This window comes from Hylemonella gracilis str. Niagara R, assembly GCF_000600295.1.
Lineage (GTDB): Bacteria > Pseudomonadota > Gammaproteobacteria > Burkholderiales > Burkholderiaceae_C > Hylemonella > Hylemonella gracilis_A.
The window spans coordinates 45,005-70,642 of record NZ_JEMG01000001.1; the positions used below are offsets into that span (position 1 = coordinate 45,005).

At 65.1% G+C, this 25,638-nt stretch carries 27 protein-coding genes; 16 read left to right on the forward strand and 11 right to left on the reverse strand.

Annotation, left to right across the window (positions count from 1 at the left end; all coding sequences use genetic code 11):
* Nucleotides 1-2 precede the first annotated feature (2 nt).
* Both AZ34_RS00225 and AZ34_RS00230 read right to left on the reverse strand, forming a co-directional pair.
* Nucleotides 3-1,034, reverse strand: a complete 1,032-nt coding sequence (locus AZ34_RS00225; RefSeq protein ID WP_035603469.1) for a branched-chain amino acid ABC transporter permease — start codon at nucleotides 1,032-1,034, stop codon at nucleotides 3-5.
* A gap of 105 nt (nucleotides 1,035-1,139) precedes the next feature.
* The gene (locus tag AZ34_RS00230) at nucleotides 1,140-2,291 is read right to left on the reverse strand and encodes an ABC transporter substrate-binding protein (protein ID WP_035603472.1); all 1,152 of its coding nucleotides are present in this window, start codon (nucleotides 2,289-2,291) and stop codon (nucleotides 1,140-1,142) included.
* Nucleotides 2,292-2,759: 468 nt separating this feature from the next.
* Here AZ34_RS00230 and AZ34_RS00235 point away from each other — a divergent pair, with 468 nt between their 5' ends.
* Genes AZ34_RS00235 through AZ34_RS00290 form a run of 12 tightly spaced genes read left to right on the forward strand, consistent with a single transcriptional unit; the run spans nucleotide 2,760 to nucleotide 12,912 of the window.
* Entirely contained in the window at nucleotides 2,760-3,905 is a 1,146-nt protein-coding gene (locus AZ34_RS00235) for an acyl-CoA dehydrogenase family protein (RefSeq protein ID WP_035603475.1), read from the forward strand.
* A gap of 57 nt (nucleotides 3,906-3,962) precedes the next feature.
* On the forward strand, nucleotides 3,963-4,322 hold the full coding sequence (locus AZ34_RS00240) for a hypothetical protein (protein WP_035603478.1): 360 nt from the start codon (nucleotides 3,963-3,965) through the stop codon (nucleotides 4,320-4,322).
* A 29-nt stretch (nucleotides 4,323-4,351) separates the two neighbouring features.
* The gene (locus AZ34_RS00245; RefSeq protein ID WP_081767009.1) at nucleotides 4,352-5,659 is read left to right on the forward strand and encodes an aromatic ring-hydroxylating oxygenase subunit alpha; all 1,308 of its coding nucleotides are present in this window, start codon (nucleotides 4,352-4,354) and stop codon (nucleotides 5,657-5,659) included.
* Between the two features lie 23 nt (nucleotides 5,660-5,682).
* Nucleotides 5,683-6,171, forward strand: a complete 489-nt coding sequence (locus tag AZ34_RS00250) for an aromatic-ring-hydroxylating dioxygenase subunit beta (RefSeq protein WP_035603481.1) — start codon at nucleotides 5,683-5,685, stop codon at nucleotides 6,169-6,171.
* A gap of 10 nt (nucleotides 6,172-6,181) precedes the next feature.
* Complete coding sequence (locus tag AZ34_RS00255; RefSeq protein WP_035603484.1) at nucleotides 6,182-6,952, forward strand: SDR family NAD(P)-dependent oxidoreductase; 771 nt, start codon at nucleotides 6,182-6,184, stop codon at nucleotides 6,950-6,952.
* Between the two features lie 13 nt (nucleotides 6,953-6,965).
* The gene (locus AZ34_RS00260) at nucleotides 6,966-7,943 is read left to right on the forward strand and encodes a PDR/VanB family oxidoreductase (RefSeq protein WP_035603487.1); all 978 of its coding nucleotides are present in this window, start codon (nucleotides 6,966-6,968) and stop codon (nucleotides 7,941-7,943) included.
* 59 nt (nucleotides 7,944-8,002) lie between these two features.
* On the forward strand, nucleotides 8,003-8,509 hold the full coding sequence (locus AZ34_RS00265) for a flavin reductase (RefSeq protein WP_035603490.1): 507 nt from the start codon (nucleotides 8,003-8,005) through the stop codon (nucleotides 8,507-8,509).
* Nucleotides 8,510-8,542: 33 nt separating this feature from the next.
* Nucleotides 8,543-9,826 (forward strand): amidase, encoded by a 1,284-nt coding sequence (locus AZ34_RS00270; protein ID WP_035603492.1) that lies wholly within the window; start codon nucleotides 8,543-8,545, stop codon nucleotides 9,824-9,826.
* 23 nt (nucleotides 9,827-9,849) lie between these two features.
* Complete coding sequence (locus AZ34_RS00275) at nucleotides 9,850-10,422, forward strand: nuclear transport factor 2 family protein (RefSeq protein WP_035603495.1); 573 nt, start codon at nucleotides 9,850-9,852, stop codon at nucleotides 10,420-10,422.
* Between the two features lie 41 nt (nucleotides 10,423-10,463).
* Nucleotides 10,464-11,690, forward strand: a complete 1,227-nt coding sequence (locus tag AZ34_RS00280; RefSeq protein WP_035603497.1) for a hypothetical protein — start codon at nucleotides 10,464-10,466, stop codon at nucleotides 11,688-11,690.
* Between the two features lie 49 nt (nucleotides 11,691-11,739).
* The gene (locus AZ34_RS00285) at nucleotides 11,740-12,408 is read left to right on the forward strand and encodes a glutamine cyclotransferase (RefSeq protein ID WP_051509417.1); all 669 of its coding nucleotides are present in this window, start codon (nucleotides 11,740-11,742) and stop codon (nucleotides 12,406-12,408) included.
* A gap of 45 nt (nucleotides 12,409-12,453) precedes the next feature.
* Complete coding sequence (locus AZ34_RS00290; RefSeq protein ID WP_035603500.1) at nucleotides 12,454-12,912, forward strand: SRPBCC family protein; 459 nt, start codon at nucleotides 12,454-12,456, stop codon at nucleotides 12,910-12,912.
* Nucleotides 12,913-13,244: 332 nt separating this feature from the next.
* Here AZ34_RS00290 and AZ34_RS18140 read toward each other — a convergent pair whose 3' ends face one another.
* From AZ34_RS18140 to AZ34_RS00300, 3 genes are all read right to left on the reverse strand, one after another.
* Nucleotides 13,245-13,922: a hypothetical protein gene (locus AZ34_RS18140; RefSeq protein ID WP_155831680.1), complete on the reverse strand. Its 678-nt coding sequence runs from the start codon at nucleotides 13,920-13,922 to the stop codon at nucleotides 13,245-13,247.
* Nucleotides 13,923-14,097: 175 nt separating this feature from the next.
* Nucleotides 14,098-14,856 (reverse strand): hypothetical protein, encoded by a 759-nt coding sequence (locus AZ34_RS18145; protein WP_035603503.1) that lies wholly within the window; start codon nucleotides 14,854-14,856, stop codon nucleotides 14,098-14,100.
* Between the two features lie 196 nt (nucleotides 14,857-15,052).
* A complete protein-coding gene (locus AZ34_RS00300; RefSeq protein WP_081767010.1) occupies nucleotides 15,053-16,132 on the reverse strand; it encodes an NAD-dependent epimerase/dehydratase family protein in 1,080 nt (359 codons plus the stop codon).
* Between the two features lie 96 nt (nucleotides 16,133-16,228).
* On the opposite strand from AZ34_RS00300, the gene AZ34_RS00305 reads away from it, so the two are divergent.
* Nucleotides 16,229-17,125, forward strand: a complete 897-nt coding sequence (locus tag AZ34_RS00305; protein WP_035603506.1) for a LysR family transcriptional regulator — start codon at nucleotides 16,229-16,231, stop codon at nucleotides 17,123-17,125.
* Here AZ34_RS00305 and AZ34_RS00310 read toward each other — a convergent pair.
* Genes AZ34_RS00310 through AZ34_RS00330 form a run of 5 tightly spaced genes read right to left on the reverse strand, consistent with a single transcriptional unit; the run spans nucleotide 17,104 to nucleotide 21,033 of the window.
* Nucleotides 17,104-17,733, reverse strand: a complete 630-nt coding sequence (locus tag AZ34_RS00310) for a DUF4286 family protein (protein ID WP_231495561.1) — start codon at nucleotides 17,731-17,733, stop codon at nucleotides 17,104-17,106. The two genes, AZ34_RS00305 and AZ34_RS00310, sit on opposite strands and share 22 nt — an antisense overlap.
* A 5-nt stretch (nucleotides 17,734-17,738) precedes the next feature.
* Entirely contained in the window at nucleotides 17,739-18,257 is a 519-nt protein-coding gene (locus AZ34_RS00315) for a carboxymuconolactone decarboxylase family protein (RefSeq protein ID WP_035603509.1), read from the reverse strand.
* A gap of 8 nt (nucleotides 18,258-18,265) precedes the next feature.
* Complete coding sequence (locus AZ34_RS00320) at nucleotides 18,266-19,246, reverse strand: Bug family tripartite tricarboxylate transporter substrate binding protein (protein ID WP_035603511.1); 981 nt, start codon at nucleotides 19,244-19,246, stop codon at nucleotides 18,266-18,268.
* Between the two features lie 60 nt (nucleotides 19,247-19,306).
* Nucleotides 19,307-20,146: an SDR family NAD(P)-dependent oxidoreductase gene (locus tag AZ34_RS00325; protein ID WP_081767011.1), complete on the reverse strand. Its 840-nt coding sequence runs from the start codon at nucleotides 20,144-20,146 to the stop codon at nucleotides 19,307-19,309.
* Complete coding sequence (locus AZ34_RS00330) at nucleotides 20,143-21,033, reverse strand: amidohydrolase family protein (RefSeq protein ID WP_035603515.1); 891 nt, start codon at nucleotides 21,031-21,033, stop codon at nucleotides 20,143-20,145. The genes AZ34_RS00325 and AZ34_RS00330 overlap by 4 nt, the downstream gene beginning before the upstream one ends.
* Before the next feature lie 111 nt (nucleotides 21,034-21,144).
* Between AZ34_RS00330 and AZ34_RS00335 the strand changes: the two genes are divergently transcribed.
* A complete protein-coding gene (locus tag AZ34_RS00335) occupies nucleotides 21,145-22,050 on the forward strand; it encodes a LysR substrate-binding domain-containing protein (RefSeq protein ID WP_035603519.1) in 906 nt (301 codons plus the stop codon).
* 87 nt (nucleotides 22,051-22,137) lie between these two features.
* Here AZ34_RS00335 and AZ34_RS00340 read toward each other — a convergent pair whose 3' ends face one another.
* Entirely contained in the window at nucleotides 22,138-23,394 is a 1,257-nt protein-coding gene (locus tag AZ34_RS00340; RefSeq protein ID WP_035603522.1) for a putative Na+/H+ antiporter, read from the reverse strand.
* 706 nt (nucleotides 23,395-24,100) lie between these two features.
* Between AZ34_RS00340 and AZ34_RS00345 the strand changes: the two genes are divergently transcribed.
* Together AZ34_RS00345 and AZ34_RS00350 are read left to right on the forward strand one after the other, a co-directional pair.
* Complete coding sequence (locus tag AZ34_RS00345) at nucleotides 24,101-24,643, forward strand: hypothetical protein (RefSeq protein WP_155831681.1); 543 nt, start codon at nucleotides 24,101-24,103, stop codon at nucleotides 24,641-24,643.
* A gap of 2 nt (nucleotides 24,644-24,645) precedes the next feature.
* Nucleotides 24,646-25,458 carry a metallophosphoesterase gene (locus AZ34_RS00350; RefSeq protein ID WP_035603527.1) on the forward strand — a complete coding sequence of 271 codons (813 nt, stop codon included), beginning with the start codon at nucleotides 24,646-24,648 and terminating at the stop codon, nucleotides 25,456-25,458.
* Nucleotides 25,459-25,638: the final 180 nt, after the last annotated feature.

The window sequence follows — 25,638 nt, forward strand, 5'->3', positions numbered from 1 at the left end:
TTTCAGTGCTCCTCCTCGCGGCCACCGCTCTTGAGCGAACGCCAGAGCAGGAAAGGCAGGATCAGCGTGAAGACGATGACTTCCTTGTATTCGCTGGCCCAGAAGGTCGAGAAAGATTCGACCAGGCCCACGGCCAGCGCACCCAGGGCCGCGACCGGGTAGCTCACCAGGCCACCGATGATGGCGCCCACGAAACCCTTGAGGCTGATGATGAACCCCGAGTCGTAATACAGCGTGGTCAAGGGCGCGATCAGCACGCCCGAAAGCGCACACATGAAGGTGCCCAGCGCGAAGCTGACCTTGCCCGCGAGCACGGGCGAAATGCCCATGAGCCGCGCGCCCAGCTGGTGGATGGCCGTGGCACGCAGGGCCTTGCCGTAGAGCGTGCGCTCGAACATGGCGTAGAGCCCGGCGATCAGCAGCAAGGACACCACCAGCACCCAGATCGTCTGGCTGGCGATGCTCAAGCCGCCCAACTCCAGGCTGGCTTCAGAAAACGGTGCGGTGCGCGAGCCCTCGGCCCCGAAGACCAGCAGGCCCACCCCCAGCAGGCTGACGTGCACCGCGATGGCGATGATCATCAGCAGCAGGCCCGAGACATGCGCCACGGGCTGGAAAAACAGGCGGTACATCAAAGGACCCAGCGGCGTGATGGCCGCCAGCGTCAACACGGCCTGCACCAGCATGGGCAGTTCATGCAGCGGCAGGAAGGCCAGGGCCAGCACCAGGGCCACCCCATACGCGGGCCACCCCAACGAAGTCCAGCGCCAGGCCGCGCGTCCCCGCGTGGCCAAGCCAAGATCGGCCACGGCGCCCAGCAAGGCCAGGGCCAGCACCAGCCAGCCGATCAGCACGGGCCGTTCGGCCTGCATGGCCGCCATGGTCAGCGCGCTGAAGGCGACGAACTCCCCCAGGGGGATCAGCATGACCCGGGTCACGGAAAACACCAGGATGATGGCCAAGGCCACGAGCGCGTAGATCGCGCCGTTGCTCACGCCGTCCTGGCCCAGCAGGGCAATGATTTGCAGGTTCATTGGGGGGCGATCGGAACAGGGACCCGTTGCCGCCGGCCACCTCGCCCGAGCGTCGCGCGGGCGAATGGGACGGGAGCGCCGCGTCGAATCGGCGGTCTTTCGTCTTTACTTCACGAGGCGCCAGGCGCCGTCCTTGACGGTGATCAGCTCACGGCCGCGCGCGTCGAAACCGCTGTGGTCGGCTGCCGTCATGGTGTACACGCCCTGAGTGCCCGGCAGGTCCTTGATCTGCTCCAGCGCGTCGCGCAGGGCGGCGCGGAACTCCGGCGTGCCGGGCTTGGCCTTCTTCGCCGCGACGGGAATCGTGGCTTGCAGCAGCAGACCGGCGTCGTAGACGTTGGCGCCAAAGGTGGCGGGCTCCGCGCCGAACTTGGCCTTGTAGTCGGCGATGTACTTGGCGGCGATCTTCTTGGACGGGTGGCTGTCGCTCACCTCATTCATCACCAGCATCAGGCTGGCGGCCAGCACCGTGCCTTCCACCTTCTTGCCGCCCAGCTTGAGGAAGTCCGGCAGAGCCGCGCCATGCGTCTGGTAAATCTGGCCCGCGTACTTCTGGTCCACCAGCGTGGTCTGCGGCAGCACGGAAGAGCTGCCCGGCGCGGCGATCAGGATGGCGTCTGGCTTGGCGGCGATCAGCTTGATCGACTGCGCCGTGACCGAGGTGTCCTGGCGCTGGAAGCGCTCGGACGCGATGACCTTGATACCCGCCTTTTCGGCCAGCTCGGTCGTGACGGTGAGCCAGTTCTGGCCGAAGGGATCGGCCAGGCCGAAGAAGCCCAGCGTCTTCACGCCCTTGGACTTCATGTGACCGACCAAGGCCTCGGCGATGATGTCGTCGTTCTGCGTGGTCTTGAAGACCCACTTCTTGGGTTCGGTCATGGGCAGCACCACGGCCGCCCCACCGACCGGCGCCAGCATGGGCACGCCGGCTTCGGCCGCGATCTGGATCACGCCCATGGCCGCGGGCGTTCCGCTTGGGCCGATGATGGCGTCCACGCCATCGCCGACCAATTTCTTGAAGGCCGTGACCGCGGCCGTCGGATTGCTCGCGTCGTCCAGCGAGATGTATTCCACGCTCAGGCTACCAATCTTGGTCGGCAGCAGTTCGATGGAGTTCTTCTGCGGGATGCCCACCAAGGCCACCGGTCCGGTGGACGAAGTCACCACGCCGATCTTCACCTGGGCCTGCGCGCCCGCCGCCATGCCCACACCCACCGCCAAGGCGGCCAGGGCGCTCACCATCCGCTTCATCACCATATCCATACTCCAAATAAGCCGGCCGCCCAAGGTCGCTAAGCGCCAGCCTGCCTCAGGCCAGCACCCCCGGCCTGAGCAGTCCGGCGGACGAGGGCAAAGACTCCAAGCATCTTTCATGCCACCATTCACTTGAATCGTGAATGAATATTTCATGCAGTTAATGCGCAAGAAAAGCGACTTGCCGACCCGCGAACGGTGCGCACGTTTGCGTGGCGCCGCGTGCCAAAAAAGCGAGCAACCCACCCCTAAAAGGTGCTCAGTGCACCTGCAACTTCTTGTTTTTTCAGGAAGTCAGCCAGAAAAACTGGCCCACTAATTGCTCAGATCCTGGTCAAACGAAGGTCTTGCACCTTCTTACTCTTTGCGCTGTCACCTTTTTATTTGGTTGAAATTTCACATGAACTACTTAGGCAATCTGATGGGAAGCAATTCCAAGCGCATCTGATTTGCCACAGGAGCACCAGGACCATGACCACCCGTTCCCCGGACACGCTGCAAGGCCTGCTGACCGACATCCGCGCTCGCGCCGCGGAATTCGAGCGTCAGCGCCACATTTCGCCCGACGTCATCGAGGCCTTCAAGCGCCTGGGTGTCTACCGCGCCCTGTTACCCAAACGCCTGGGCGGGCTGGAATGGAGCGCGCGCCAGTTTTGCGAGCTGATCGAGACCATCGCCGAAGCCGACGGCTCGGCGGGCTGGGTGGCCAGCTTTGGCATGGCACCCACCTACCTGGCCGCGCTGCCACCCACGACCTTCGAACAGATCTACCGCAACAACCCGGACACGGTGTTCGCGGGCGGCATCTTCCCGCCCCAACCCGCCCCGTACGTGGAGGGTGGCATCGAGGTGAGTGGACGCTGGAGCTTTTCCAGCGGCTGCATGGGCGCCAGCGTTCTGGGCGTGGGCATCAGCCCGCGCCAGGCGAGCGCGGAGGGCGCCACCAGTGCCGGGCTGCCGCGCATGGCCGTGCTGCCGCGGGCCCAGGCCACCATCGTCGAGACCTGGGACGTGAGCGGCCTGGCGGGCACCGGCAGCCATGACCTGGTGGTGGACAAGGTGGTCGTGCCCGAGGACTGGACCTTTGTGCGGGGCGGGCCCTCGCGCCAGACTGAAACGATGTTCCGCTACCCCACGCTGGCCTTCGCGGCCCAGGTGCTGGCCGTGGTGGGCCTGGGCATCGCCCGCGCCGCCATCGAAGAACTGCGCCGCATGGCGGGTGGCCACAAGGCCGTGACCGGCGCGCCCAGCCTGGGCGACCGGCCTGCCACGCAAGCCAGCCTGGCCCGCAACGAGGGGCAGTTGCGCTCGGCGCGGGCCTGGTTCTACAACGCCATCGACGAAGCGTGGGACAGCCTGCTCAAGGGCGACCCGGTCTCGCCCGCGCAGACCAGCGCGCTGCGCCTGTCGGCCGCGCACGCGGCGCGCACCGGCGCCGAGGTCGCGCGCGACATCCAGATGCTCTCGGGCATGGCCGGCATCTACAACAGCAGCCCCATCGCCCGCTGCGTGCGCGACGCCAATGCCGTGACGCAGCACGCCTTCCTGGGCGACATCGTCTACCAGAACGCCGGGGCCATGGCCTTCGGTCGCGATCCCCTGCCGGGTTTTCTGTAAGCCGACCGCGCCCGCACCAGCACCACCCCAACGAACACCCCCCTGAAAGGAAACACCATGAGCGACAAAAAACCCCTGCGCGTCCTGCTTTGCATGGGCGTGAACCAGAACTTCTTCGACGCCACCCCCGCCGAACAGAAGGAGGTGTGGATCGCCACGCTGGCCATGTACAAGAGCCTGACATCGCTGCCCGGCGTCAAGGTGCTGGGCAACTTCGACGACGACCGCATCCAGGTCGGCGCCTCCACCGAGGCGCCTTGGACCACCTATTTCCTCTGCGACTTCCCCGACTACGACACCGTGGTCGCAGCCTGCAATCTGTGGCGCACCACGCCGGTGGGTGACGGCACCTACAAGTTCTGGAAGTACGCCAAGGTCGAGGCCCGCATCGGTCGCGAACTGGAGTTCCCGGTCTGAGCGCCGCGCAGCAGGAAGAAGACAAGACCATGAGTACCGTCATCTCCATACAGCCCGCGTCCGCCGCCCTGCAAGGCGCCACGCAGGCTTCGTGCATCCCCTACGCCGAACTGGTGCAGCCCGACCGCGTGCACACCTCGCTTTACACCAACCCGGCCATCTTCACGGAAGAGATGGACAAGGTCTTCTATTCGAACTGGATCTGGGTCGGCCACGTGAGTGAAGTGCCCGAGCCAGGCAGCTTCAAGTCCACCTGGATCGGCCAGCAGCCCGTGGTGCTGGTGCGCGACCGCAAGAAGGAACTGCACGTGCTGCTGAACCGCTGCCGCCACCGCGGCGCCACGGTCTGCGAGCACAAGAAGGGCAAGACCGCCAGCTTCGTCTGCCCTTACCACGGCTGGGGCTACGGCTTAGACGGTGCGCTGCGCGGCGTGCCGCACCCGGAGAGCTACGGCGACACGCTGGAGAAAGACAAGCTCGGCCTGGTGAGCCTGCGCGTCGAAGAGTACGCCGGCATGGTCTTCGCCACCTTCAAGGACGACCTCATGCCCCTGTCCGAGTGGCTGGGCCCCGCCAAGAAGTGGATGGACCTGTTCATGAAGCAGGCGGGCGGTTACCCCGTCAAGGTGGCGGGTGAACACCGCTTCACCTTCCCCGGCAACTGGAAGATCCAGCTCGAGAACACCACGGACGCCTACCACTTCCCCCTGGTGCACAAGAGTTTCCTGAGCTCGCTGGACGAACAGGCCAAGAAGACCTTCGACTTCGTGGCCGGCCCGGGTTATGTGGAAGACCTGGGCAACGGCCACAGCGTGATGGTGATGATCCCCGAGCTGATCGACCTCGAAGCCGACCTGGACAAACCCATCCCCGACCGCTTCGCCGAACTGGCCCAAGCCCTGCGCGACGAGGGCCATGAGGAAGCCAAGGTACGCCGCATCGTGCGCGCCGTGGGCGGCACGGGCTTCAACCTCAACCTCTACCCCAACGTGGCCTGCTCCATGGCCTTCTTCCGCGTGCTGCGCCCCATCTCGGTCAACGAGACCGAGATCCACCACGCCGCCATCGTGATGGACGGCGGCCCGGCCATCGCCAACCAGTACCGGCTGCGCCTGCACGAGCACTTCCAGGGCCCCATGGGTTTTGGCACGCCGGACGACGGCGAGGCCTGGGAACGTGTGCAGAAGGGCGCACGCGCGGGCGAGGACCTCTGGATCATGGTCAACCGCGGCCTGCCCGGCGAAAAGCCCGGCACCGACGGTCCGCGCGGCGACGTCAGCGCCGAGACCGGCATGCGTGCGGCTTACCGTCAATGGCTCAAGTCCATGACCGCCTGAGCCGCGACCGACAAGGATTCCTGATGAACACCGCATTGAAGACCGACGTGTTGAACGAGGTCACGGCCTTCCTCTGGGCCGAGGCCGACATGCTCGACAACGAGCTGTACGAGGAATGGCTGCAACTCTGGCGCGAGGACGGGCTCTACATCGTGCCCATCGACCCGAAAGAGACGGACCACGAAAACACGCTGAACTACGCCTACGACAACGCCAAGATGCGCCGGATGCGCGTGCAGCGCCTGACGGGCGGCGAGTCCATCTCGACCAGCCCCGAGCCGCGCACCGTGCGCATGGCCTCGCGCTTTCGCATCGTCGAGGAAAACGGCGACACCCTGACCGTGCGCTGCGCGCAGTTCCTGACCGACTTCCGCAAGGAAAACCAGCACCAGTACACGGCCAACCTGGTCTACACCCTGGAACGCCATGGCGATAGCTTTCGCATCGTGCGCAAGGTCGTGAAGCTGATCAACGCCGACGACGTGCTGCAGACCATCGGCTACATCCTTTGAGGAGCACGGCATGACGCAAGCCACAACCCATGACGTTGCCCTCGTGACCGGCGCCGCCCAGGGCCTGGGCGAGGTGATCGCCCGCCGCCTGCACGCCGCAGGTTACAAGGTGGCCCTGGCTGACCTGGACTTGGACCAGGCCGAGGCCGTGGCAAAGTCGCTGAACGCCAGCGGCACAAACCACGAAGAAAGGGCCACGGCCCTGAAGCTGGACATCCGCAGCAAGGCGGATTTCGAGGCCGCGCGCGACGCACTGCTCGCACGCTGGGGCAGCGTGCAGGTGCTGGTGAACAACGCCACCGTGACCCTGCACACCCCGCTGATGAAAATCAGCCCCGAGGAATTCAACCACGTCATCACCACCAACCTGGGCGGTACCTTCCTGGGTTGCCAGGTGTTCGGCGCCTATTTCGCCGAGCAGAAGTACGGCCGCATCATCAACCTGGCCTCGCTGGCCGGGCAGAACGGCGGCACTTCGGCGGGGGCGCACTACGCCTCGTCCAAGGCCGGCATCCTGGTGCTGACCAAGGTGGTCGCCAAGGAACTGGCCGGCGCGGGCGTGACCGTCAACGCCCTCGCCCCCGGCCCCATCGATCTGCCCACGGTGCGCGCCACCGTGCCGGCTGAAAAGCTCCAGCACATCATCGACAATGTCATTCCGGTTCACCAATTGGGGAATCCGGATTTCATCGCCGACACCCTGGTGCATCTGGCCTCGCGTCAAGCCGGTTATGTGACTGGCGCAGCCTGGGATTTGAACGGCGGCATCTTCATGCGTTGACACCCAGACCCACATGACTTCTGCCCAGACTCTCCGCGTTCGTGTTGCAAAACGACAGGCCAGCGGCCAGGACATCGCCCTCTTCACCCTGGTCAGCGCCGACGGCGCGCAACTGCCCGCTTTTGAGGCAGGCGCGCACCTCGATGTCCACCTCCCGGGTGGCTTGGTTCGCCAGTACTCGCTGTGCGGCGACCCCACCGACAAAACCCACTACCGCATCGGCGTTCTGCGCGACGCCAATTCCCGCGGCGGCTCGATCGCGGTGCACGAACACCTGAAAGAAGGCGTGGAGCTGGAGATCAGCGCGCCGCGCAACCACTTCCCGCTGATCACCGGCCCGGGCGCGGGCAAGGCCTACCTGTTTGGTGGCGGCATCGGCGTGACGCCCATGATCGCGATGGCGCATACCTTGCACAAGACGGGCATGGACTTCGAGTTCCATTACAGCAGCCGCTCGCCCGCGCACATGGCCTTCACTGCGGAGCTGGACGCCGCGCCCTACGCCAGCCGCATCCACAAGCACTTCGACGAAAACGCGCCCACGCCCGCCCAGCAACGCGCAGACGCGGCCGCCATCCTCGGCGCCGCCCCGCCCGGCGCGCATGTCTACGTCTGCGGCCCCAAGGGTTACATGGATTGGGTGATGGACACGGCACGCGCCCAGGGCTTCCCGAAAGAGCGCATCCACTACGAGTTTTTCCAGGTCGATGTGCAGAAGGGCGGCGACAGCTTCACCGTCGTGGCCCAGGCCAGCGGCAAGGAAGTGGTGGTGGAGGCGGAGGAGACCATCGCCAACGCCCTGGAACGCATCGGCATCCGCGTGCAGGTGTCCTGTGAACAGGGCATCTGCGGCACCTGCCTGACCAATGTGATCGAGGGCACACCCGACCACCGCGACGAATACCAGACCGACGAGGAGAAGGCGGCCAACGAGCAGATCACCATCTGCTGCTCGCGCTCGCTCACGCCGCGCCTGGTGCTGGACCTCTAAGACCCCGCGTCCGGCGCCTGCCCTGGCAACCGGACGTCCCCGGACCCGCAGACACCCTCATGAGCACCCCCGTCACCTCGCAAGAATTCCGCGGCGCGCTGGCCCTGCTGACCGGCGCGGTCACGCTGATCACCACCGACGGCCCCGCGGGGCGGGCAGGCTTCACGGCCTCGGCTGTCTGCAGCGTCTCGGACGATCCCCCCACCGTGCTGGTCTGCATGCGCAGCGCGGCGCCGTCCAACCCCCTGTTCCGACGCAATGCCGTGCTCTGTGTCAACGTGCTCACGCCTGCGCAGCGGCCGCTGGCGGTGGCCTTCGCCGACCCGCGCATCGACCAGGCCCAACGCTTCACCCACGGCAGTTGGGACGCGCTGGATTCCGGTGCGCCGGCGCTGCACGACGCGCTGATCAACCTCGATTGCCGCGTGGTGGACACCCACGTCATCGGCACGCACGATGTCTGCATCTGCCGTGTGTTCGGCGTGCGCACCCGTCCCGACGACGAGGCCCTGGCCTACTTCAACCGTGCCTACCACCACCTCAACGCCGCCTCCCGCCTGACCTGAACCGCTGAATCGCCGAAACACACCCCACCGCGCATGACACCCGACCTCCACCAGCTATCCGCCACCAAACTCGCCCGCGGCCTGCAAAGCCGCAGCCTGAGCGCCGAAGCAGTCGCCCGCGCCTGCTTGGCGCGCGTGGCCGAACGCGATGGTGAATTGAAGGCCTGGGTGCATGTGGACGAAAACCTGGTGCTGGCGCAGGCCCGCGCGCTGGACCAGGGCCCCGTGCGCGGCCTGCTGCACGGCCTGCCCGTCGGCGTGAAGGACGTGTTCGACACGCACGACATGCCCACGCAGTACGGCTCGCCCATCTACACCGGGAACCGCCCCAATGCTGACGCCGCGCCTGTGGCGCTGGCGCGCGAAGCCGGCGCCGTGCTGCTGGGCAAGACGGCAACAACCGAGTTCAGCACATTCCAGGCCAGCCCCACGCGCAACCCGCGCAAGCTGCAACACACGCCCGGCGGCTCGTCCAGCGGCTCCTGCGCCGCCGTGGGCGATGACATGGTGCCCCTGGCTTTCGGCGCGCAGACAGCGGCCAGCATCATCCGCCCCGCAGCCTACTGCGGCGTGGTCGGCTACAAGCCCACGCATGGCCTGATCTCGGGCGTGGGCGTCAAGCCGCTCAGCCATACGCTGGACACCATCGGCTGCATAGCGCGCACGGTGGACGACGTGGCGCTGTTCGCCGCCGCGCTCAGCGGCGACAAGACCTTGACCGATCTGCCCGCCATTCACAAACCCCTGCGCATCGGCCTGTGCAAACCCCACGCCGACCAACTGCTGCCCGAGACCCACGCCGTCATGGAACTGGCCGCGAAAAAGCTCGCCGCCGCGGGTGCAAAAGTGGTGGAAATTTCCTTGTCGCCCGACCACGCGGAACTCACGCAAGCGCACATCGACATCATGGCTTTCGAGACGGCACGCGCCCTGTCCGACGAACGCCTGCGCCACTGGGACGAGATCAGCGCCGGGCTGCGCGGCGTGATCGACAAGGGGCTGCAGATGGATTACGCCCACTACGCGGCGCAGCTGCGCTACGCGGAGGAAACCCGCGCCACGCTGCCCGCGCTCTACGGGCGTTGTGATGTGCTGCTCGCGCCCAGCGCCGCCGGCGAAGCGCCGCTGTTCGAAGCCGGCACGGGTGACCCGACCTGGTGCCGGATGTGGACCTTGCTCGGCCTGCCTTGCGTGCACCTGCCCTTCACGCAGGGCCCGCAGGGCCTGCCGGTGGGCCTGCAGGCCATTGGCCCCCTGCACCGCGACCGCGCCCTGCTCACTGCCTCGCGCTGGATGCTCCAGCAACTGACCACCTGACGCCTCGCCGCAACGCCCCCGTCATGTCCGAACAAGAACTGCAACAAACCGTCCAGGCCCTGCAAGCACGCGTGAGCGTGCTCGAAGCCGAAGCCGACGTGCGCCGCCTGCAGGCCCGCTACATGTTCCTCTGCGACACGCCTTGCCCCGAGTTCGGCGTGGCGGACGATGCCAAGCGCATTGAAAAAATCCTGGAGCTGTACGCCGAGGATGCGGTGTGGGAAGGCGTGGGCGAGTACTACACCGGCCAGTTCGGCCGCGCCGAGGGCAAGGCCGCCATCCGCCAGCATTTCCAGAACTTCTGGGGCCAGAAGAAAGACCCGGCCCTGCTGCTCAACGCGCACTACCTGACCAGCGAGCAGATCCACGTGCACGCCGACGGCCTCCACGCCGACGGGCAATGGATCCACATGCAACCCTGGCTCTTCTCCGACGGCCAGGCCCTGCTGCGCTCCAGCCGCTTGAACAACCTGTTCAAGAAGGTCGATGGGGTCTGGAAGATCACGCGCACGCGCACGGAGAACGTGTTCGTCGCGCCGCTGACGAAGAACTTTGCCGAGGCGTTTCCGAGTCAGTCGGTGTTGATGCAGGGTTGAGCCGCGCCCGGGCACGTCAGGCCACGTGCTAACCTGCCCGCATGGATTCCCTGCTGGCCGCCGCGGCCCGGGCCTATGCTCGGGGCGACGTGATCGAGACGCTCAAGCACGTCAGCCTGCGCGACGACCCGCCCGCGCTCGCGCTGCGCGGCGTGGCGTTGGCCCAGCTGGGTGAATACACCCGGGCGCGCGAACTGCTGCGCCAGGCCGCCCGTGGCTTTGGCGCCCGCGAAGCCGTGTCGCGGGCCCGCTGCGTGGTCGCCGAAGCCGAGGTGGCCTTGGCGCTGCGTGATCTAGGCGCCTCTCAACGGGGGTTGACCACCGCCATCGGCGTGCTCGACACGCATGGCGACCCGAGCAATGCGCAACACGCGCGCCTGATCGTCGCGCGCCGATCGCTGTTGCTGGGTCGCCTGGACGAAGCGGCGAACTTGCTGGCCACGATCAACCCCGCGAAGGCCACGCCCGTGGTGGCTGCGGTCATCGAACTGCTGTCGGCGGAAGTCGCCTTGCGGTCCTTGCACACACCAACGGCCCGGGCTGCGCTCGATCGGGCCCACACCTGGGCGCAGCGCGCGGGCGTGCCAGCGCTGCTGGCGGAGGTCCGCGAGGTGGCCGCCGCGCTCGAACAGACCGCGGCCCTGCGCGTGGATGCGGGTGGGCGTGAAACCGCGTTGACGCTGGACGGCGTGGCCGACTTGCTCGTCAAGCCCGGAACCCTGCTGGTCGATGGCTTGCATCGGGTGCTGCGCGCGGGCCAGCACAGCGTTGGGCTCGCGCGTCGGCCCGTGCTGTTCGCGCTCGCGCGGGCGCTGGCATTGGCCTGGCCGGGCGAGGCCGAGCGCGGGGCCTTGATCGCGAACGTCTTTCGCACACGGCGGCCGGACGAAAGCCACCGGGCGCGTCTGCGCGTGGAGATGGGACGCCTGCGCGCGCTGATCGCCGAGTTCGCCAGCGTGGAAGCGACCGCCGGTGGTTATGCCTTGCGTCCCCACGCCGACCGCACACCCGTGCTGCTGGCACCCCCCATCGCTGGCGAGCAGGGTGCGCTGCGCGCCTTGTTGAGTGATGGCCTGCCCTGGTCCACCTCGGCCCTCGCGCTGGCGACCGACGCCAGCCAGCGCACGGTGCAACGCGCGCTGGCCGAGCTGGTCACGCAGGGCCAGGCCCGCGCGGTGGGCCAGGGGCGTGCGCGCCGCTGGCTGGCGCCGCCCCTGGCCGAATTCACGACGATCTTGTTACTCCCCACTTCGCTGCCACGCGCGTAAATTCCCTGCATCGGCGCCGACCCCCGGCGCGACTTCAGGAGCAAGCCGCGTGAGCAAGACACCCCGCCCTTCCGCATCGGCACGCCCCGCCGAGATCGTGCGCGAGTTCGGTCCCTACGAGGGTGTGCAGGCCGTCCATGGCATCACCCACGATGGCCAGCAAGTCTGGGCCGCGGTCGGCGAGCGGCTGATCGCCATCGACCCTTCCGATGGCCGGATCGCGCGGACCTTGCCCCGCGCGGGCGACGCGGGCACGGCCTTCGACGGCCAATACCTCTACCAGATCGCCGAGGCACGCATCGATAAGATCGACCCGGCCAGCGGCGAGGTGCTGGCCACCATCCCCGCACCCGGCCAGGGCCGCGACTCCGGCCTGGCCTGGGCCGAAGGCAGCCTCTGGGTTGGCCAGTACCGGGACCGCACGATCCTGCGCATCGACCCGCAGACGGGCCAGGTGCTGCGCACCATCGAGGCCAACCGCTTCGTGACCGGTGTCAGCTGGGTGGACGGTGAACTCTGGCACGGCACCTGGGAAGGCGAGGAAAGCGAGATCCGCCGCATCGACCCCGACAGCGGCGAGGTGCTGGAACGACTGACCATGCCGCCCGGTACGGGCGTCAGCGGCATGGAATCCGACGGCGCCGACCTCTTTTATTGCGGCGGTGGCGGCAGCGGCACCGTGCGCGCGGTGCGTCGGCCCCGGCGCGCGACGAACTGACCACCGACGAGCCTCAGCCTTTCATCCCCACCCGAAGGAACCACCATGCACCACATCACCCACCGCATCGGCATCCACGCCCCCCTGGCCCAAGTTCAACAAGCGCTGACCACCATCGACGGCCTGGCTGGCTGGTGGACCCGCGACACCGAGGGCCAGACCGGCGTCGGCCAGACCATCACCTTCACCTTCCGCGACCACGGCGGCGGTGAGATGGGGCGTTTTGTCATGAAGGTGTTGCCGCCCACCGCCACGCAACAGGTGCGCTGGTCCGTGCAAGCCGGTCCGCCGGAATGGGTGGGCACCGAGGTGTGCTTCGCGCTGTCCAGTCAAGACGGCCAGACCGTGCTGCTGTTCGCGCACCGCGACTGGCGCGAGGAGGTGGAGTTCATGGCCCACTGCAGCATGAAGTGGGCGACCTTTCTGCTCAGCCTGCGCGCGCTGGTGGAACAAGGCCGCGGTCAGCCCGCGCCCGAGGACCTCAAGATCGATAACTGGAACTGAGGCACGCGGTCCGGCCGCCTGATGACTGCACGACTGCACGACTGCACGACCATGGTCAGCGCCGGTGCAGGCGCACGAAGTCGATGAAGGCGGGCAAGGCGGCTGGCACATGCCGATGGCGCGGGAAGCAGAGATTCGAAAAACCGCTCTTCGGCGATTTCTCCCGCTGATTGCAGGTCTGAGTCGGAGCAAGGTCGATGCGTTGTCTCGGCCCGTCGCGGACGGTCACCCCGCAAGAAAGCAGGCGCTCGACGTGGAGCTAACCAGCTCAAGCCAAGTCCCGGCGAAGAGGCCAGCGACTGAAGGGAGCGAGGCAGAGCACCTTGTTGTTGCTACTCGCAGCGAATTGGAAACCGCGTGCTAATACCCAGCCAGCCTTTTACTTCTTTGACACAAACCGGATTCACCAAACTGTAGTTTGAATAGGCTTTTTTACTCACTCTGACGTGCTTTTCTTCGCTTCCGGAGCGAATAACGATTGTGTATGTGACCGGCTTTATGGAGGAGTATTTTCTGTATATCAAACCTTTAAAGACAACCTCGCCAGATGGTGGTCCGATATCGTTAATTTGAACAACCAGCGGTAGTGCGTACATCACTGCAAAACCTAGGGCTGCGGGAAAACTGGTTTTTTTTATGACAACCCAGGCGAGTAGAGCGAGAAAAAAGGCAACTGGGACTGTGAGCCGCAGGAGATCCAGATCACTTGTGGTTTGAAAGTCAGCCATGGTGCGCCAAGCTAACGCGCCAGAAACAAAGAAGAACGGGTAAAAGAGATTGATGGTGTTACCGTCTGAGCGACTGGGGTCTAAAAGCGAAAATGGGGCCCTCTCGATAAGAGAACCCAACACAAGCGCTGGCACAAAAGCGAATGCGGCGCCTATAGCCCAGTAATAAGGGCGTGGAAGGAACACCACCCAAACGCAAAGTATTAATGCGATGAACGCAATTGCCAAACGCAAAAGCCTTATCGGATCATTCCGCTTCGAAAGTTTCGAAGTCAAACTCATGGTGGGATGCCTACACCTCTAACTTGATGCTGACTTCTGATCTCTACCCGTTGCAAACGGCCAGACTTAAGGAGCCGGACCTTCAATTGCGCGGTTCGCCTACCCCAAACACAGTGCCTAACACGTCCATTGGAACCACTGAAGGGGCCCGCTAGCAGTTTGGCGTCCACTGAGTTCAATTTCGATTTCCGCCAACCACAAGAAATTCAGGAGCGCCGAAATTGGAAAAAAGGCGCATCAGAACACCAACGTACGATACGTCACCAGAAAGATCAACGACAGCCATCACATGCCGGACATCTTCCCCACTTGGTAACGGCGCTGCATCTTCGGGCGGCGATCCTACAAAATGCAGTGCACCTATTTCGCCGAGAATCGCGGGAGGCAATACTGGTTTGAAGTTGTCAACGCCTATCTGAGCACACAAATAGGCATGCGCGATTTTCGCAAGAGATCGACAAAAAATTTCGAGATCGAATGCCCCGACAAGGACGTGCTGCTTTTGCCAATCTTCAAGTTGGTGAGTATTTATCACGAAATTTTTCGTCGTGTAATCTGTGACCTGCTTCCCCGTAATGATGGCAGGCATCGGTAGGACTGGCATGATCAAAACCGCAGGCACATTCCTTGTGGGCACGATCTCCGTGCGGCGAACACCTTCCTGGATGACGGAGACCTTGTGAGGTGTTTCAGGCGTCCATTTTTTTGTGCGAGATTTCGAGTTCAAGGCTGCGCGAAATTGCCCCCACATTTGTTGGGTGAGCTTACCTTCGATCTTTGACGTTACCTCGCTGCATCGACGGCAGCTCGATTTAGGTAATACGTCTAGACCATCAAGAGCATATGGAATGATGTGCTCATTTGAGAGGTTTAACTTCGAACCGCAATAAATACAGCGGCCAACCGGCTGGTATTGGGGGCGCGCAGTTGTCATACTCGAAAATCTACTGCAAGTTGTGTAGTGGTTTTCATAGTTTCTTTGTCCCAACTCAGTTGCCCAGCTCAATCGATCAGAAACTCTCAATATCGGCGATTGACCGATTCCGCAATCCTAGACACAGCATCCTCAAAGGTAGGCGTACGGCGACTGCTTTGTGGGAGCATTGCACGGCGTCTGCTCTTGGCCTTTCTCAGCCCACCGCACGCGCAATCAAACCTCGCTCCACAGGCAAGCACCCCAACCCCTCCAGCGTCGCCTCAATCGCCACTTCCAAGGGGGTATGCGGCTCCTGCCCCAGCGTGCGCACCAGCAATTGGTTGTCCATCTGCACCTCGGTCGTCCAGAGGTAACGCATCTCCATCATTTCACGCAAGGTCGCGACGAAAGGCGATACCAGGCGCATCAGCCACCAGGGAAAGGCCTTCAGCTTGGGGGCTTGGCCACCGCGACGCGCCACCACACGCTGGATGGCACGGCCGAATTCGCGACCATCGGCATCCCAATAACCGGCCATGTGGAAACGTGCGAAGGCGGGCAGCGCATGACGTTTTTTCAACAGGGCCAGCATGGTGGCGGCCACGTCTGGCAGGTAGGCGTATTGGTGGCCGACGCCGGGCGCCCTACCCTGAACACTGGGCAGTTGCACGGCGCTGACGGGCTGCCCTGGCTTCACCATGCCCTGCGCCAGCCAGTTGTTGCCCGCCTTGGGACCGAAGAAATCCCCGGCGCGCACGATGATGACCCGCATCTCGCCGCTGGCCGCGGCATCGGCCAGGCGCTGTTCCAGCGCGACGCGGATCGCGCCCTTGCGCGTGGTCGGGTTCTGCGACGCGTCTTCGCGGATGGGCTGGGCAAACACATCCGGGCCGTAGTTGTAGACCGTGCCGGGCAGCACCACCGTCGCCCCCACGGCGCGCGCCGCCGCGATGGTGTTGTCCATCATGGGCAGCACCCATTCAGCCCAGCGCCTGTAGCCGGGCGGGTTGACGGCGTGCACGATCACCGTGCAGCCCTGCGCGGCAGCGAGCACATCGGTGGCGTTGAGCGCGTCACCCGGCACCCACTCGATGCCCGCGGCGTCCACCGCCGCGACCACGCCACGTTTCATCGCCCGCACCTGCCAGCCCGCCCGGCGCAGTTGCCGCGCCAACTCGCCGCCGATACCGCCCGTAGCGCCGAGCACCAAGGCCTGGCCTGCTGCCCCTGCCGTGCCTGCCGCGCGTGCTGCCCCCGCAATGGCGCCCTCATTCGTTGGCTTGCTGTCCTGCATGTCCGTTCTCCATCCAAAGTTGCGATGGAGGGATTCTTGGCGCGATCAGCTCCCATGAGAATTGCCTAAATGCGCAGAGCCGCCATACATTAATGCATGACCAACACCATCGGATGGGAGCTGTACCGGACCTTTCTGGCCGTGCTGCAGGAGGGTTCGCAGTCGGGCGCTGCCCGCGCGCTGGGCCTGGCGCAGCCGACCGTGGGCCGCCACATCTCCGCGCTGGAAGAATCACTGGGCGTGACGCTGTTCACGCGTTCGCAGACCGGGCTGCTGCCCACGGACCTGGCCCTGAGCCTGCGCGAGGACCTGGAGGCCATGCACAGCACGGCCGCCGCGCTCGAACGCAACGCGCGCGGCCTGGGCGCGGGCATTCGGGGGGCGGTGCGCGTGTCGGCCAGCGAGGTGGTGGGTGTCGAGGTGCTGCCGCCCATCCTGGTCGCCTTGCGCGAACAGCATCCGGGGTTGGAGATCGAGCTGGTGCTGAGCAACAAGGTGCAAGACCTGGTGCGGCGCGAGGCGGACATCGCGGTGCGCATGACAACGCCGCAGCAAGACGTGCTGCTGGCCACGCGCGTGGGCGAGGTGCCCGTGGGCTTGTACGCGCACCAGAGCTACATCGCCGCGCACGGCCAGCCCCAGCAGATGGCCGATCTGGCCGAACACGCCTTGATCGGCTTTGACCAGGAGACGCCCTTCATCCGCGCGGCAAGCGAACGCCAACCGCTCTGGAAGCGCGAGAACTTCGCCTGGCGCTGCGACAGTGACCTGGCCCAGCGGGCATTGCTGCGCGCGGGCGCGGGCATCGGCGCCTGCCAGGTGGAGTTGGCGCGGCGCGAGCCGGAGCTGGTGCGCGTGCTGGCCGATGAATTTGTGTTTCCGCTGACGACCTGGGTCGTCATGCACGAGGGCCTGCGTGCCAACCCGCGCTTCCGCGCCGTGTTCGACGCGCTGGTGGCGGGCCTTCGGCGCTACACCACGCCTGCGCCCTGACTGAATTCCGGGGCGCTCAAGCGTTGGAACATGGTCCGCCGCGTATTGCGGAAATGGGGCCGTGTGCGATCACTCCACGGGGTTCCCCGGACGGCCAACCAAGGCACCGAGCCCAGGGTGGTTTCACTGACCAAGTCATAACAGGCGAGCGAACGCGGTCCGCCGTCGTGGTTGGTCCAGCGCTGGGCGCGGATGCAGCCCGGCACGCTGGCCAGGCCCGGCAAGTGCTCGTCGGCGTACCAGCGCTCGATCTCCTGCATCCACCCTTCGTCCGCGTCGGTTTCGACCACGTAATGCGCGTGGGGCTCCTGCCCCTGCGACACACCGGGCAGGTCCAGTTGCTTTTCCAGGCGATGCAGCTCGGCGCCAGCCAGGCCAAGCTCGCTCAGGCGCGCCCTCCACGCCTGCCAGACCCCGTCTTCCAGCGGGAGCTTGCGCGGCAGCATCAGGTAACCGTACAGAAGGTCCTCCTGCGCTTGATGCGCGAAGCGCAAGGAGACGGACTCCGGATAGGCGGCGCGCAAGGGACTGATCCAGTCCTCGCCCCATGCGTTGCGCAGTTCTCGCAGGCCGGCGCGCAGCAACAGCGCATCGACGGACACGGCCACCTCGCTCAATGCCCCACCTCCAGCGCCACCAACAGGCGCGACACCATGTTGTAGGCCGCGATGGTGACCACCAGGTCCAGCAAGGAACGCTCGTCCATCGAGGACGACAGTTGATCCATCAAGACGGGTTCGACCTGAATGTCACGCGTCATCTGATCGGTCAAACGCAAAGCCAGGGACTGCAACTCGCTCAGACCAACACGCGCATCGATGGACCGCAGGCGCAGGGCTTCGATGACGGAATCCGCCACGCCTGCGGCTTGCGCATGCGGCACATGCGCGTCGAACTCATACGGCGCGCCGTTGAGCACCGCCACGCGCAGGATCACCAGTTCGCGCACATCCGCGGGCAAGGTATTGCGGTTGCGCACGGCCGACAGCAGCTGCTCCCAGCCCTCGGCCATGGGCGGGCTGTTGAGCAGCAGCTGGTAGAGCGGCGAGATACGGCCGCGTGCCTGGGCGATGCGCGCTTCCAGCGCGGCCAGCTCCGGACGGGTGCCCGGCGTGATGGGTGCGATGCGCATGCCGGGGATCAGTCGGGTTTGATCTGCTTGGCCTTGACCACCCGGGTCCATTTGTCCGTGTCGGCGCGCAAGAGCGCCGCGAGTTCCGCTGGCGAGTTCGCACTCGGCTCAGCGCCCGAAGCCGCCAACTTGCTGCGCACGGCCTCGTTCTGCAAGGCGTTGCGCACCGCTCGGTTGACGCGGTTGACTTCCGTCGCGGGGGTGCCCTTGCCCGCGAACAAGGCGTACCAGTTGTCCGAGTCCACGCCCGCGATGCCCATTTCCTTGAAGGTCTTGACCTCGGGCAGCAGGGGATGGCGGCGCGCGGCCGCGATGCCGATGGCCTTGAGCTTGCCGCCCTTGATGTGGTTGATGAGACCAGGAATATCGCCAAAGAAGCCGTCCACATGGCCCGCGATCACGTCGGTGATGGCAGGCGCTGCGCCCTTGTAGGGCACGTGCATCAGCTTGATGCCGGCCGCGTCGTTGAGCAACTCCATGGCCAGATGCGGCACGCTGCCCGAACCAGACGAGGCCATGGCCAGCGCGTCAGGGCCACGCTTGCGCGCCGCCTCGACGAATTCGGCACCTGTGTTGTAAGGCGCGTTGGCAGGCACCACCAGCACCTCCACGTTGTTGACGACCAAGGAAACTGGCGTCAGGTCTTTCTGCGCGTCGTAGCTCAGGCGGGGGTAGAGGGAGGGGTTGATGGCCACGGCACCCACGCTGGTCAGCCAGAGCGTCCCGGCATCGGGCGTCGAACGCGCGACGAACTCCGCCGCGATCGCACCATTGCCACCGGGCTTGTTCTCGATGATGACCGGATGCCCCAGTTCGCGCGACAGGGCCTCACCCAGGGTGCGGGCCACGAAATCCACCGGGCCGCCCGGCGGAAAAGCGACGATCAAGCGCGTCAACTTGCCTTGCGCACGCAACGGCAGCGCAGTGCCGAGCAAGGCGGCGCCAGCGCCCAGCGCGAGTTGACGCCGGGTCAGGGAATGGTGGGTCATGACTTCTGTCTCCTGGGGGTTGAACGTGATGGTGGTTTGATTTGCCGTGCGCGGGGTGCCTCAGTCGCAGCGCACGGACATGCCGCCGTCCACGACGATTTCGGCGCCAGTGATGAAACGGGCTTCGTCGCTGGCCAGGAACACGGCCGCGGTCGCGGTGTCGCGGCCATCGCCCATGAAGGGCAGCGGGATGCGGGCTTGGCGATCCTTCAGCAAGGTCTGGACGTCACCGCCCGCGCGCTGGCCTGCCAAGCGCGCCTCCACCATGGGGGTGTGCAACTGGCCGGGCACCACGGTGTTCACGCGGATGCCGCGGCTGGCGTATTCCACCGCCATCACCTTGGACATTTGGATCACCCCGGCCTTGGCGGCGGCGTAGGCCACCTGGGCGGCACCGGTCCAGCGCAGTCCGGAGGTGGAGGACACATTCACGATGACACCGCAGCCCTGCGCCACCATCGGCGGCAGCACATGCTTGCTCGTCAGAAACACGCTTTTGAGGTTGAAGGCGATCTGCTGGTCCCAGACCGCCTCGCTCATCTCCACGGGCCCGCCCTTGGCGGAGCCCCCCACGTTGTTGACCAGGATGTCGATGCGGCCTTCGGCTTTCAGCACGCGCTGCACCGCTGCTTGCACGGAGGCTGAGTGGGTCACGTCACATTCGCCTCCGATGAAGCGCCCGGCGCAAGCCGCCACTTTGAGGGCCGTCTCGCTCAAGCAGTCCGCGTCCAGATCCAGACCGTGGACGATCGCGCCTTCCTGCGCGAAGCGCACGGCCACGGCGCGGCCGTTGCCCCAGCCGGGCCCGACCGAACCCGCGCCGGTCACCAGGGCCACCTTGCCGGCAAGACGGCCCGCCACGGGAACGTCGAAGGGATCGAGCGTCGATAAGGGGCTCATGCGGGAAACCGGTAGAAATTCATCGGGTTGTGGACCAGCACCTGTTCCAGATGGGCGTGGTCCGGCATCACGCGCGCGAGCGCATCGACCAGCACACCGTCGTCCGGCACATGGGTGTGGTTGGGGTGCGGCCAATCGCTGCCCCAAAAACAACGCTCGGGAAAACGTGTCACGAGTTCGCGGGCAAGGGCGACACCGGCGGCATAACGACGCTCGGGCGGCGCCTGGGCGTCGATGCGGTCGATGCCGCTCACCTTGACGCGAAACAGAGGGTTCTCCAGCAAACGCAGCAAGGCCTGGAAATCCGCATGTCCCACGCCCAGCGTGGCGTCGACACGGCCCATGTGGTCGATCACCACCGGAACAGCGCTCTGCGCCAGAGGCCCGGCGAGCGCGTGGATGAGGGCGCTTTCGAAATGCACCTGCAGGTGCATGCCGACTTCCGCCAAGCGACGGGTCAGGGCGATGATGGGGTCGATCCGGCCGGCCTCGCCGAGCCGTTTCATGAAGTTGAAGCGCACACCGCGGAACCCGACCTGGGCCAGGCGACGCAACTCCGCATCGCAAACCTGCGCCTCCACCAGCGCCACGCCCAGGTACCGGCCTTCTCCGGCCGCGATCGCGGCTTCGACCACGCGGTTGTCCAATCCGTGGACCACGGATTGCACGACGACGCAGCGCGCAATGCCCAGGCGGCGGTGCAAGGCGAACAGCGTTTCACGCGGCGCATCGACGGGTGTGAAGTGCCGTTGCGGTGCATACGGATACATGGCGGCAGGCCCGAACACATGGACATGCGCGTCGCACGCGCCGGGCGGCAGGCGCAAGACCGGCTGGCTCGGCTGGCGCAGGTAGGTGAGCACGGGCTCGGAGCTGATCTCGCTCATGTTCTTGTTCGATGCCCAACGACGGGTAGCTGGTTCAAGTTGGGGCCATTATTGAAACCAGCCCAGGATTCGGGAAGCCAATGGCTTCTATAGCAGCTATGCTCGGCTCCTATGGACATGCGCCAGCTCCAGTATTTCGTGCGCGTCGTTGAATCCGGCAGTTTCAGCGCCGCCGCCGCCGCGCTGCACATGACGCAACCCTCGCTCAGTCGGCAGGTCGCCCTGCTCGAGGCCGATGTGCGGCAACGGCTGCTCATCCGCACCGGCCGCGGCGTCACGCCGACAGAGGCCGGGCAAGCCCTGCTGGCGCATGCCCGACAGATCCTGGAGATCGCGACCCGGGCCCGCGAGGAACTGCGCGAACTCAACGCCAGTCCCTCCGGGCGCGTGGTGATCGGCCTGCCACCCCGCGTGGCCTTGCAACTGAGCGCCGAATTGGTGGCCCGTTTCCGCGAGCGGCTGCCGCGCGCCGTGCTCTCGATCTCAGAGGGCCTGAGCTTGCATTTGCGGGAATGGCTGGTGGCCGGCCGGCTGGACCTCGCCCTGCTCTTCGATCCGGCACCCTCGCCCCAACTCAGCTACCACACGCTGTTGCAGGAGCCCTTGCTGCTGGTGGCGCCTCAGGGCACCACGCTGCCGGCGCGGGTCGCCCTGTCCGCACTGCCGGGCTATCCCGTGGTGCTGCCCAGCGCGCCCAACTCTATCCGTAACTTGGTCGAGAACTTGCTGCTCCCGCGCGGCATCACGCTGCAGGTGCTGGCCGAGGTGGGCGCCGTCCAGACAGTGCTGGCCCTGGTCGAGCGCGGCGTGGGCTGCACCCTGCTGCCCGAAAGCGCCCTGCAGCTGGGCTCGGGCGTGCGCCTGCCCCACGCCCCCATCGGCCCGCCCGGCGTGCGCAACAGGCTGGTACTGGCCTCGCCACTGGCGGGGCCCAACACCCGCCTGCTCAAGGAAACGCACGCCCTGTTGCTGGAACTCGACCACCGGGCCATGCTGATGGGCCCGTCCTGCAGATGAACGCCTGGCGTCGGGCCTGTCGGACAGGCACGGCAACGGCGTCCCAAGCGGAACGCCACAGGTGGGATGCCGGCGCGCGGCCGCCCCTCAGAACACCAGAAACGCAGCCGCCGCCACAGCCGTCGGCAGGAGCGCACCCAGCAGCAAGCCCCCGATGCTGATGGTTTCGTGCGTGAAGCCTTTCTTGAGCAAGGCCACACCCGCCGGGTTCGGGGCATTCGCGATCACCGTCAGGCCACCGCCGGCCACCGCACCCGCCACCAGCATGTACTTGGCCTCGTCCGAGATGCCCATGATCAAGGAGCCCAGGTAGGTCAGTGCCGCGTTGTCGGTGATGGCCGTGAGCGCCAAGGCGCCGAAGTACAGCTCCAGTGGCGCAAGGCTGCTGACCAGAGGCTGCAGCCACCAGGCCTGCATGCCGCCGAGCACGACCAGCCCGGCCAGGAAAAACCCGACCAGCAAAGCCTCGCGCAGCACCAGCGGGCTCTGATGGCGTCCATAGGACTGCACGATGCCCAGGAACATCAGGAACAGGGACAGGAACACCACCGGGTGATGCGCGAAGACCACGATGCCGGCCAGCAAGGCGATATGGACCAGCACGAGGGGCCAGGGCACACGCCGCTCCTGACTCGATTCGGCCATGTCGATCGCGGTCAGGTGCGGACGCAGCAACCAGGTCGCCACCGTGGCATTGACGAGCACGGCCAGCGCCGCCTTCCAGCCAAACGTGGTCAGCATGAAGGCGCTGTCCCAGCCCCAGGCCTGCGCGACCATGAGCACGGGAGGCGCCGCGTAGGAGGTCAAGGTCCCGCCGATGGAGATGTTCACGAACAGGACACCGAGCGCGAAGTACTTGGGCAGCGCGGGCACGGCCAAGCGGAACACCTGGGGTGCCAGCATCAGCGCGGCGATGGTCATCGCGGCGGGTTCCGTGACCAGGGAACCCAGCAAGGGCACGGCGGCCAGCCCCAGCCAGACCGAGGCCACGTGGGCCGGCATGGGCGCGCGCAGCGCGAGCGCGCGGATGATGAAGGCCACCGTCTGCATGATGGGCCGGGAGGCTGCGACCACCATGACGGCGACGACGAACAGGGGCTCCGTGTAATTGCGCCCATTGACGTAGTTCAGTGCCGTGGCGCCATCGGCCACCAGCGCCATGGTTGTCACCAGGACAATGGCCCAGAAACCGAAAACCACCTCGACCTCACCCAGCAGGTGGAAGATGCCGGCATGTTTGGGAAAGCGGTGGGAGAGACGTTCGAACTGCTTGGCCAGCAGGGTGTGCAACAGGGCCAGGGCGAAGATGAAGGCGGCGATGGCCTCGATGGACGTGGGGGTCATGGGCAGGGGAACAGATCGTGAACAAGCCGCGCGGCGGCCCGACCTGCGCTGTACCTGCCATGCCCTGTTGGCATGACACCCGGGGGCATTTTAGCTTGTGTGCTGATCCCGATGGCTGGATCAGCCGTGTTGAATCCAGCAATTTAAGCTTGCCCAGTCCGGCAATTCACGCGCGTTTTAGAGCAAATCCGGCCTCTTTGCACCCGAACCTCTCACCCGAATCCGGCAATTAATGCAGTTCGCATCGGAAATCCGGCAATAAATGACATCTGCATTCCTCATGCTGTGTGTGTCGATATTCAACAGCGCTCGATGCAAATCAGATATCGGGAATTTTTTAGTCGGGATTGATCGCCCCTTCTTTGCGCAACAACCGTCAATCTAGTAATCTGCCTTCATCCTACGGAGCCACTAGATGTTCGTCACCGCATCACGATCACCTCGCCAGCTGCTTGCTGGCGTGATGCCTTCGCGTGCGTTGACGTCCTCCATCAAGCGCTCCGTCTTGGCCATGTCCATGCGCTTCTCCTACGACTCACGGGTTTGCCTTGCGGTCAACAGCAAACGGTTCACACACCCTGTGCGAACCCGAACCTGCAAAGCCGCCACACCAGCGAATTCCGTCCAGGAGTTCAGGCAAACGCGAAACACCTCTGACCACGCGTAGACGCCCGGGCTCCTGACTCACCAGTCAAAGGAGCCCATCGTGAACTCACAACCCGTTTCCCTGAAAGAACTTCAGGCGCTTTATCCCTACCAGTTCAGCAAACCAGCTGATATGGACGTTGCCAAGGGCTGGATGCCCATCTTTGCCAAGCTCTGCGCCGACGTGGACCAAACGCTGGGACAGGACAAGCTGGGCTTTCACTGGAGTCAGATCAAGGAGAAGTTCGGATCGGCGCGGTTCTACTACCGCTTCGGGCGCCGCAAATCCGGTACTCGATTGGATATCTGGACGCCCCAGGGTGTCTTGAGCCAGGAGATCTCGCCCAAACGCAAGGTCAGAACTGAAAAGGATCGCAGCTTCCAGGACATCAGCAGGGCCATCCTGCAGCTGACCGATGCTGCCCAAGTTGCGACCAAGAACGTTTGCCTGGCCTGCGGCGCGCCGGGTAGTCCAGACGTCGGTGAAGGCTACGTCCTGATGCTATGCCCCGAGCACCAGGCGCGGCGCCGCCAATTGGACAGCCAGGAAGGGCTGATTGACTGGGAAACGCTTGAAGACGAGAACAACCAAGGGAGCGCGTGACCATGACCAAGCTCCTGATCTTGAGTGATCTGCACAACGACATTCAGCCCATGCGTTCGGAGGTGAATGGCCGCCGGATTGATGCCGACGCCGACGTCGTGGTTCTCGCCGGCGACATCCATGAAGGGGTGCAGGCGCCGATCTGGGCGCGCCAGGCGTTCCCAGACAAGGAGATCGTCCTCGTGGCTGGCAACCACGAGTTCTACGGCCGCTACTGGAACAAGAACCTGCGCAAGCTGCGTCAGAAGTCAGCCGAGCTGGAAATCCATTTCCTGGAGGATGACGCCGTGCAACTGTTCGGGATCCGGTTCCTGGGGTGCACCTTGTGGACCGATTTCGCTCTGTACGGCTCGGACCAGTCGCGGGACTACATGGCTAAAGCACAAGACCGTATGAACGACTACCAGCGGATCAAGTTGGACCGTTTACCGGGTGAAAACCGGGAGTGGAAAGAACTGCGTCGCACCCAGCTGATTCCGCTGCTCGCTCGGCGTCGCCACGAGGCGAGTGTGCAATGGCTGGATCGAGAGCTCACAGCAGGTAGACCGGAGAAGACGGTGGTCGTGACACACCACGCGCCTCATGAGCAATCGGTACCCACAGAGTACAAGGGACACCCGCTAAGCCCTGCCTACGCGTCAGATTTGTCGCACCTGCTCGGGCGCTCCAAGCTCTGGATCCATGGGCACATCCACTTCAACGCGGATTACTTGGTCGGTGCGACCCGGGTGATCTGCAATCCCCGTGGATATTCCTATGCCAAGAGCGGGGACATGAACAAGTGGTTCAGACCAGATCTGATCGTCGAGGTATGAAATGGAATTAGAGAGCAGCGGGTCAAAAAACACGGCGATTCGGTCCAACAAGATCACTCCACTAAGCGAGAATCGGGCAATCGATTTATCGCGCAGCCCAGCGCTTACTTGAGAGGCATTGCTGCCAACTTTGCGGTATAGCCCTCGACACTCCGAGTGTCCCGGGGAAACAGGTGCGGT

What these genes read in the sequence shown, in the direction of transcription:
- AZ34_RS00240 (WP_035603478.1), top strand. Translation starts at nt 3,963, where the DNA reads ATGAGCGACAAAAAACCCCTGCGCGTCCTGCTTTGCATGGGCGTGAAC.
- AZ34_RS00265 (WP_035603490.1), top strand. Translation starts at nt 8,003, where the DNA reads ATGAGCACCCCCGTCACCTCGCAAGAATTCCGCGGCGCGCTGGCCCTG.
- AZ34_RS00340 (WP_035603522.1), bottom strand. Translation starts at nt 23,394, where the DNA reads ATGACCCCCACGTCCATCGAGGCCATCGCCGCCTTCATCTTCGCCCTG.
- AZ34_RS00275 (WP_035603495.1), top strand. Translation starts at nt 9,850, where the DNA reads ATGTCCGAACAAGAACTGCAACAAACCGTCCAGGCCCTGCAAGCACGC.
- AZ34_RS00225 (WP_035603469.1), bottom strand. Translation starts at nt 1,034, where the DNA reads ATGAACCTGCAAATCATTGCCCTGCTGGGCCAGGACGGCGTGAGCAAC.
- AZ34_RS00325 (WP_081767011.1), bottom strand. Translation starts at nt 20,146, where the DNA reads ATGAGCCCCTTATCGACGCTCGATCCCTTCGACGTTCCCGTGGCGGGC.
- AZ34_RS18140 (WP_155831680.1), bottom strand. Translation starts at nt 13,922, where the DNA reads ATGAGTTTGACTTCGAAACTTTCGAAGCGGAATGATCCGATAAGGCTT.
- AZ34_RS00235 (WP_035603475.1), top strand. Translation starts at nt 2,760, where the DNA reads ATGACCACCCGTTCCCCGGACACGCTGCAAGGCCTGCTGACCGACATC.
- AZ34_RS00350 (WP_035603527.1), top strand. Translation starts at nt 24,646, where the DNA reads ATGACCAAGCTCCTGATCTTGAGTGATCTGCACAACGACATTCAGCCC.
- AZ34_RS00270 (WP_035603492.1), top strand. Translation starts at nt 8,543, where the DNA reads ATGACACCCGACCTCCACCAGCTATCCGCCACCAAACTCGCCCGCGGC.
- AZ34_RS00280 (WP_035603497.1), top strand. Translation starts at nt 10,464, where the DNA reads ATGGATTCCCTGCTGGCCGCCGCGGCCCGGGCCTATGCTCGGGGCGAC.
- AZ34_RS00305 (WP_035603506.1), top strand. Translation starts at nt 16,229, where the DNA reads ATGACCAACACCATCGGATGGGAGCTGTACCGGACCTTTCTGGCCGTG.
- AZ34_RS00245 (WP_081767009.1), top strand. Translation starts at nt 4,352, where the DNA reads ATGAGTACCGTCATCTCCATACAGCCCGCGTCCGCCGCCCTGCAAGGC.
- AZ34_RS00255 (WP_035603484.1), top strand. Translation starts at nt 6,182, where the DNA reads ATGACGCAAGCCACAACCCATGACGTTGCCCTCGTGACCGGCGCCGCC.
- AZ34_RS00290 (WP_035603500.1), top strand. Translation starts at nt 12,454, where the DNA reads ATGCACCACATCACCCACCGCATCGGCATCCACGCCCCCCTGGCCCAA.
- AZ34_RS00330 (WP_035603515.1), bottom strand. Translation starts at nt 21,033, where the DNA reads ATGAGCGAGATCAGCTCCGAGCCCGTGCTCACCTACCTGCGCCAGCCG.
- AZ34_RS00315 (WP_035603509.1), bottom strand. Translation starts at nt 18,257, where the DNA reads ATGCGCATCGCACCCATCACGCCGGGCACCCGTCCGGAGCTGGCCGCG.
- AZ34_RS00230 (WP_035603472.1), bottom strand. Translation starts at nt 2,291, where the DNA reads ATGGTGATGAAGCGGATGGTGAGCGCCCTGGCCGCCTTGGCGGTGGGT.
- AZ34_RS00335 (WP_035603519.1), top strand. Translation starts at nt 21,145, where the DNA reads ATGGACATGCGCCAGCTCCAGTATTTCGTGCGCGTCGTTGAATCCGGC.
- AZ34_RS00250 (WP_035603481.1), top strand. Translation starts at nt 5,683, where the DNA reads ATGAACACCGCATTGAAGACCGACGTGTTGAACGAGGTCACGGCCTTC.
- AZ34_RS00300 (WP_081767010.1), bottom strand. Translation starts at nt 16,132, where the DNA reads ATGCAGGACAGCAAGCCAACGAATGAGGGCGCCATTGCGGGGGCAGCA.
- AZ34_RS18145 (WP_035603503.1), bottom strand. Translation starts at nt 14,856, where the DNA reads ATGACAACTGCGCGCCCCCAATACCAGCCGGTTGGCCGCTGTATTTAT.
- AZ34_RS00260 (WP_035603487.1), top strand. Translation starts at nt 6,966, where the DNA reads ATGACTTCTGCCCAGACTCTCCGCGTTCGTGTTGCAAAACGACAGGCC.
- AZ34_RS00320 (WP_035603511.1), bottom strand. Translation starts at nt 19,246, where the DNA reads ATGACCCACCATTCCCTGACCCGGCGTCAACTCGCGCTGGGCGCTGGC.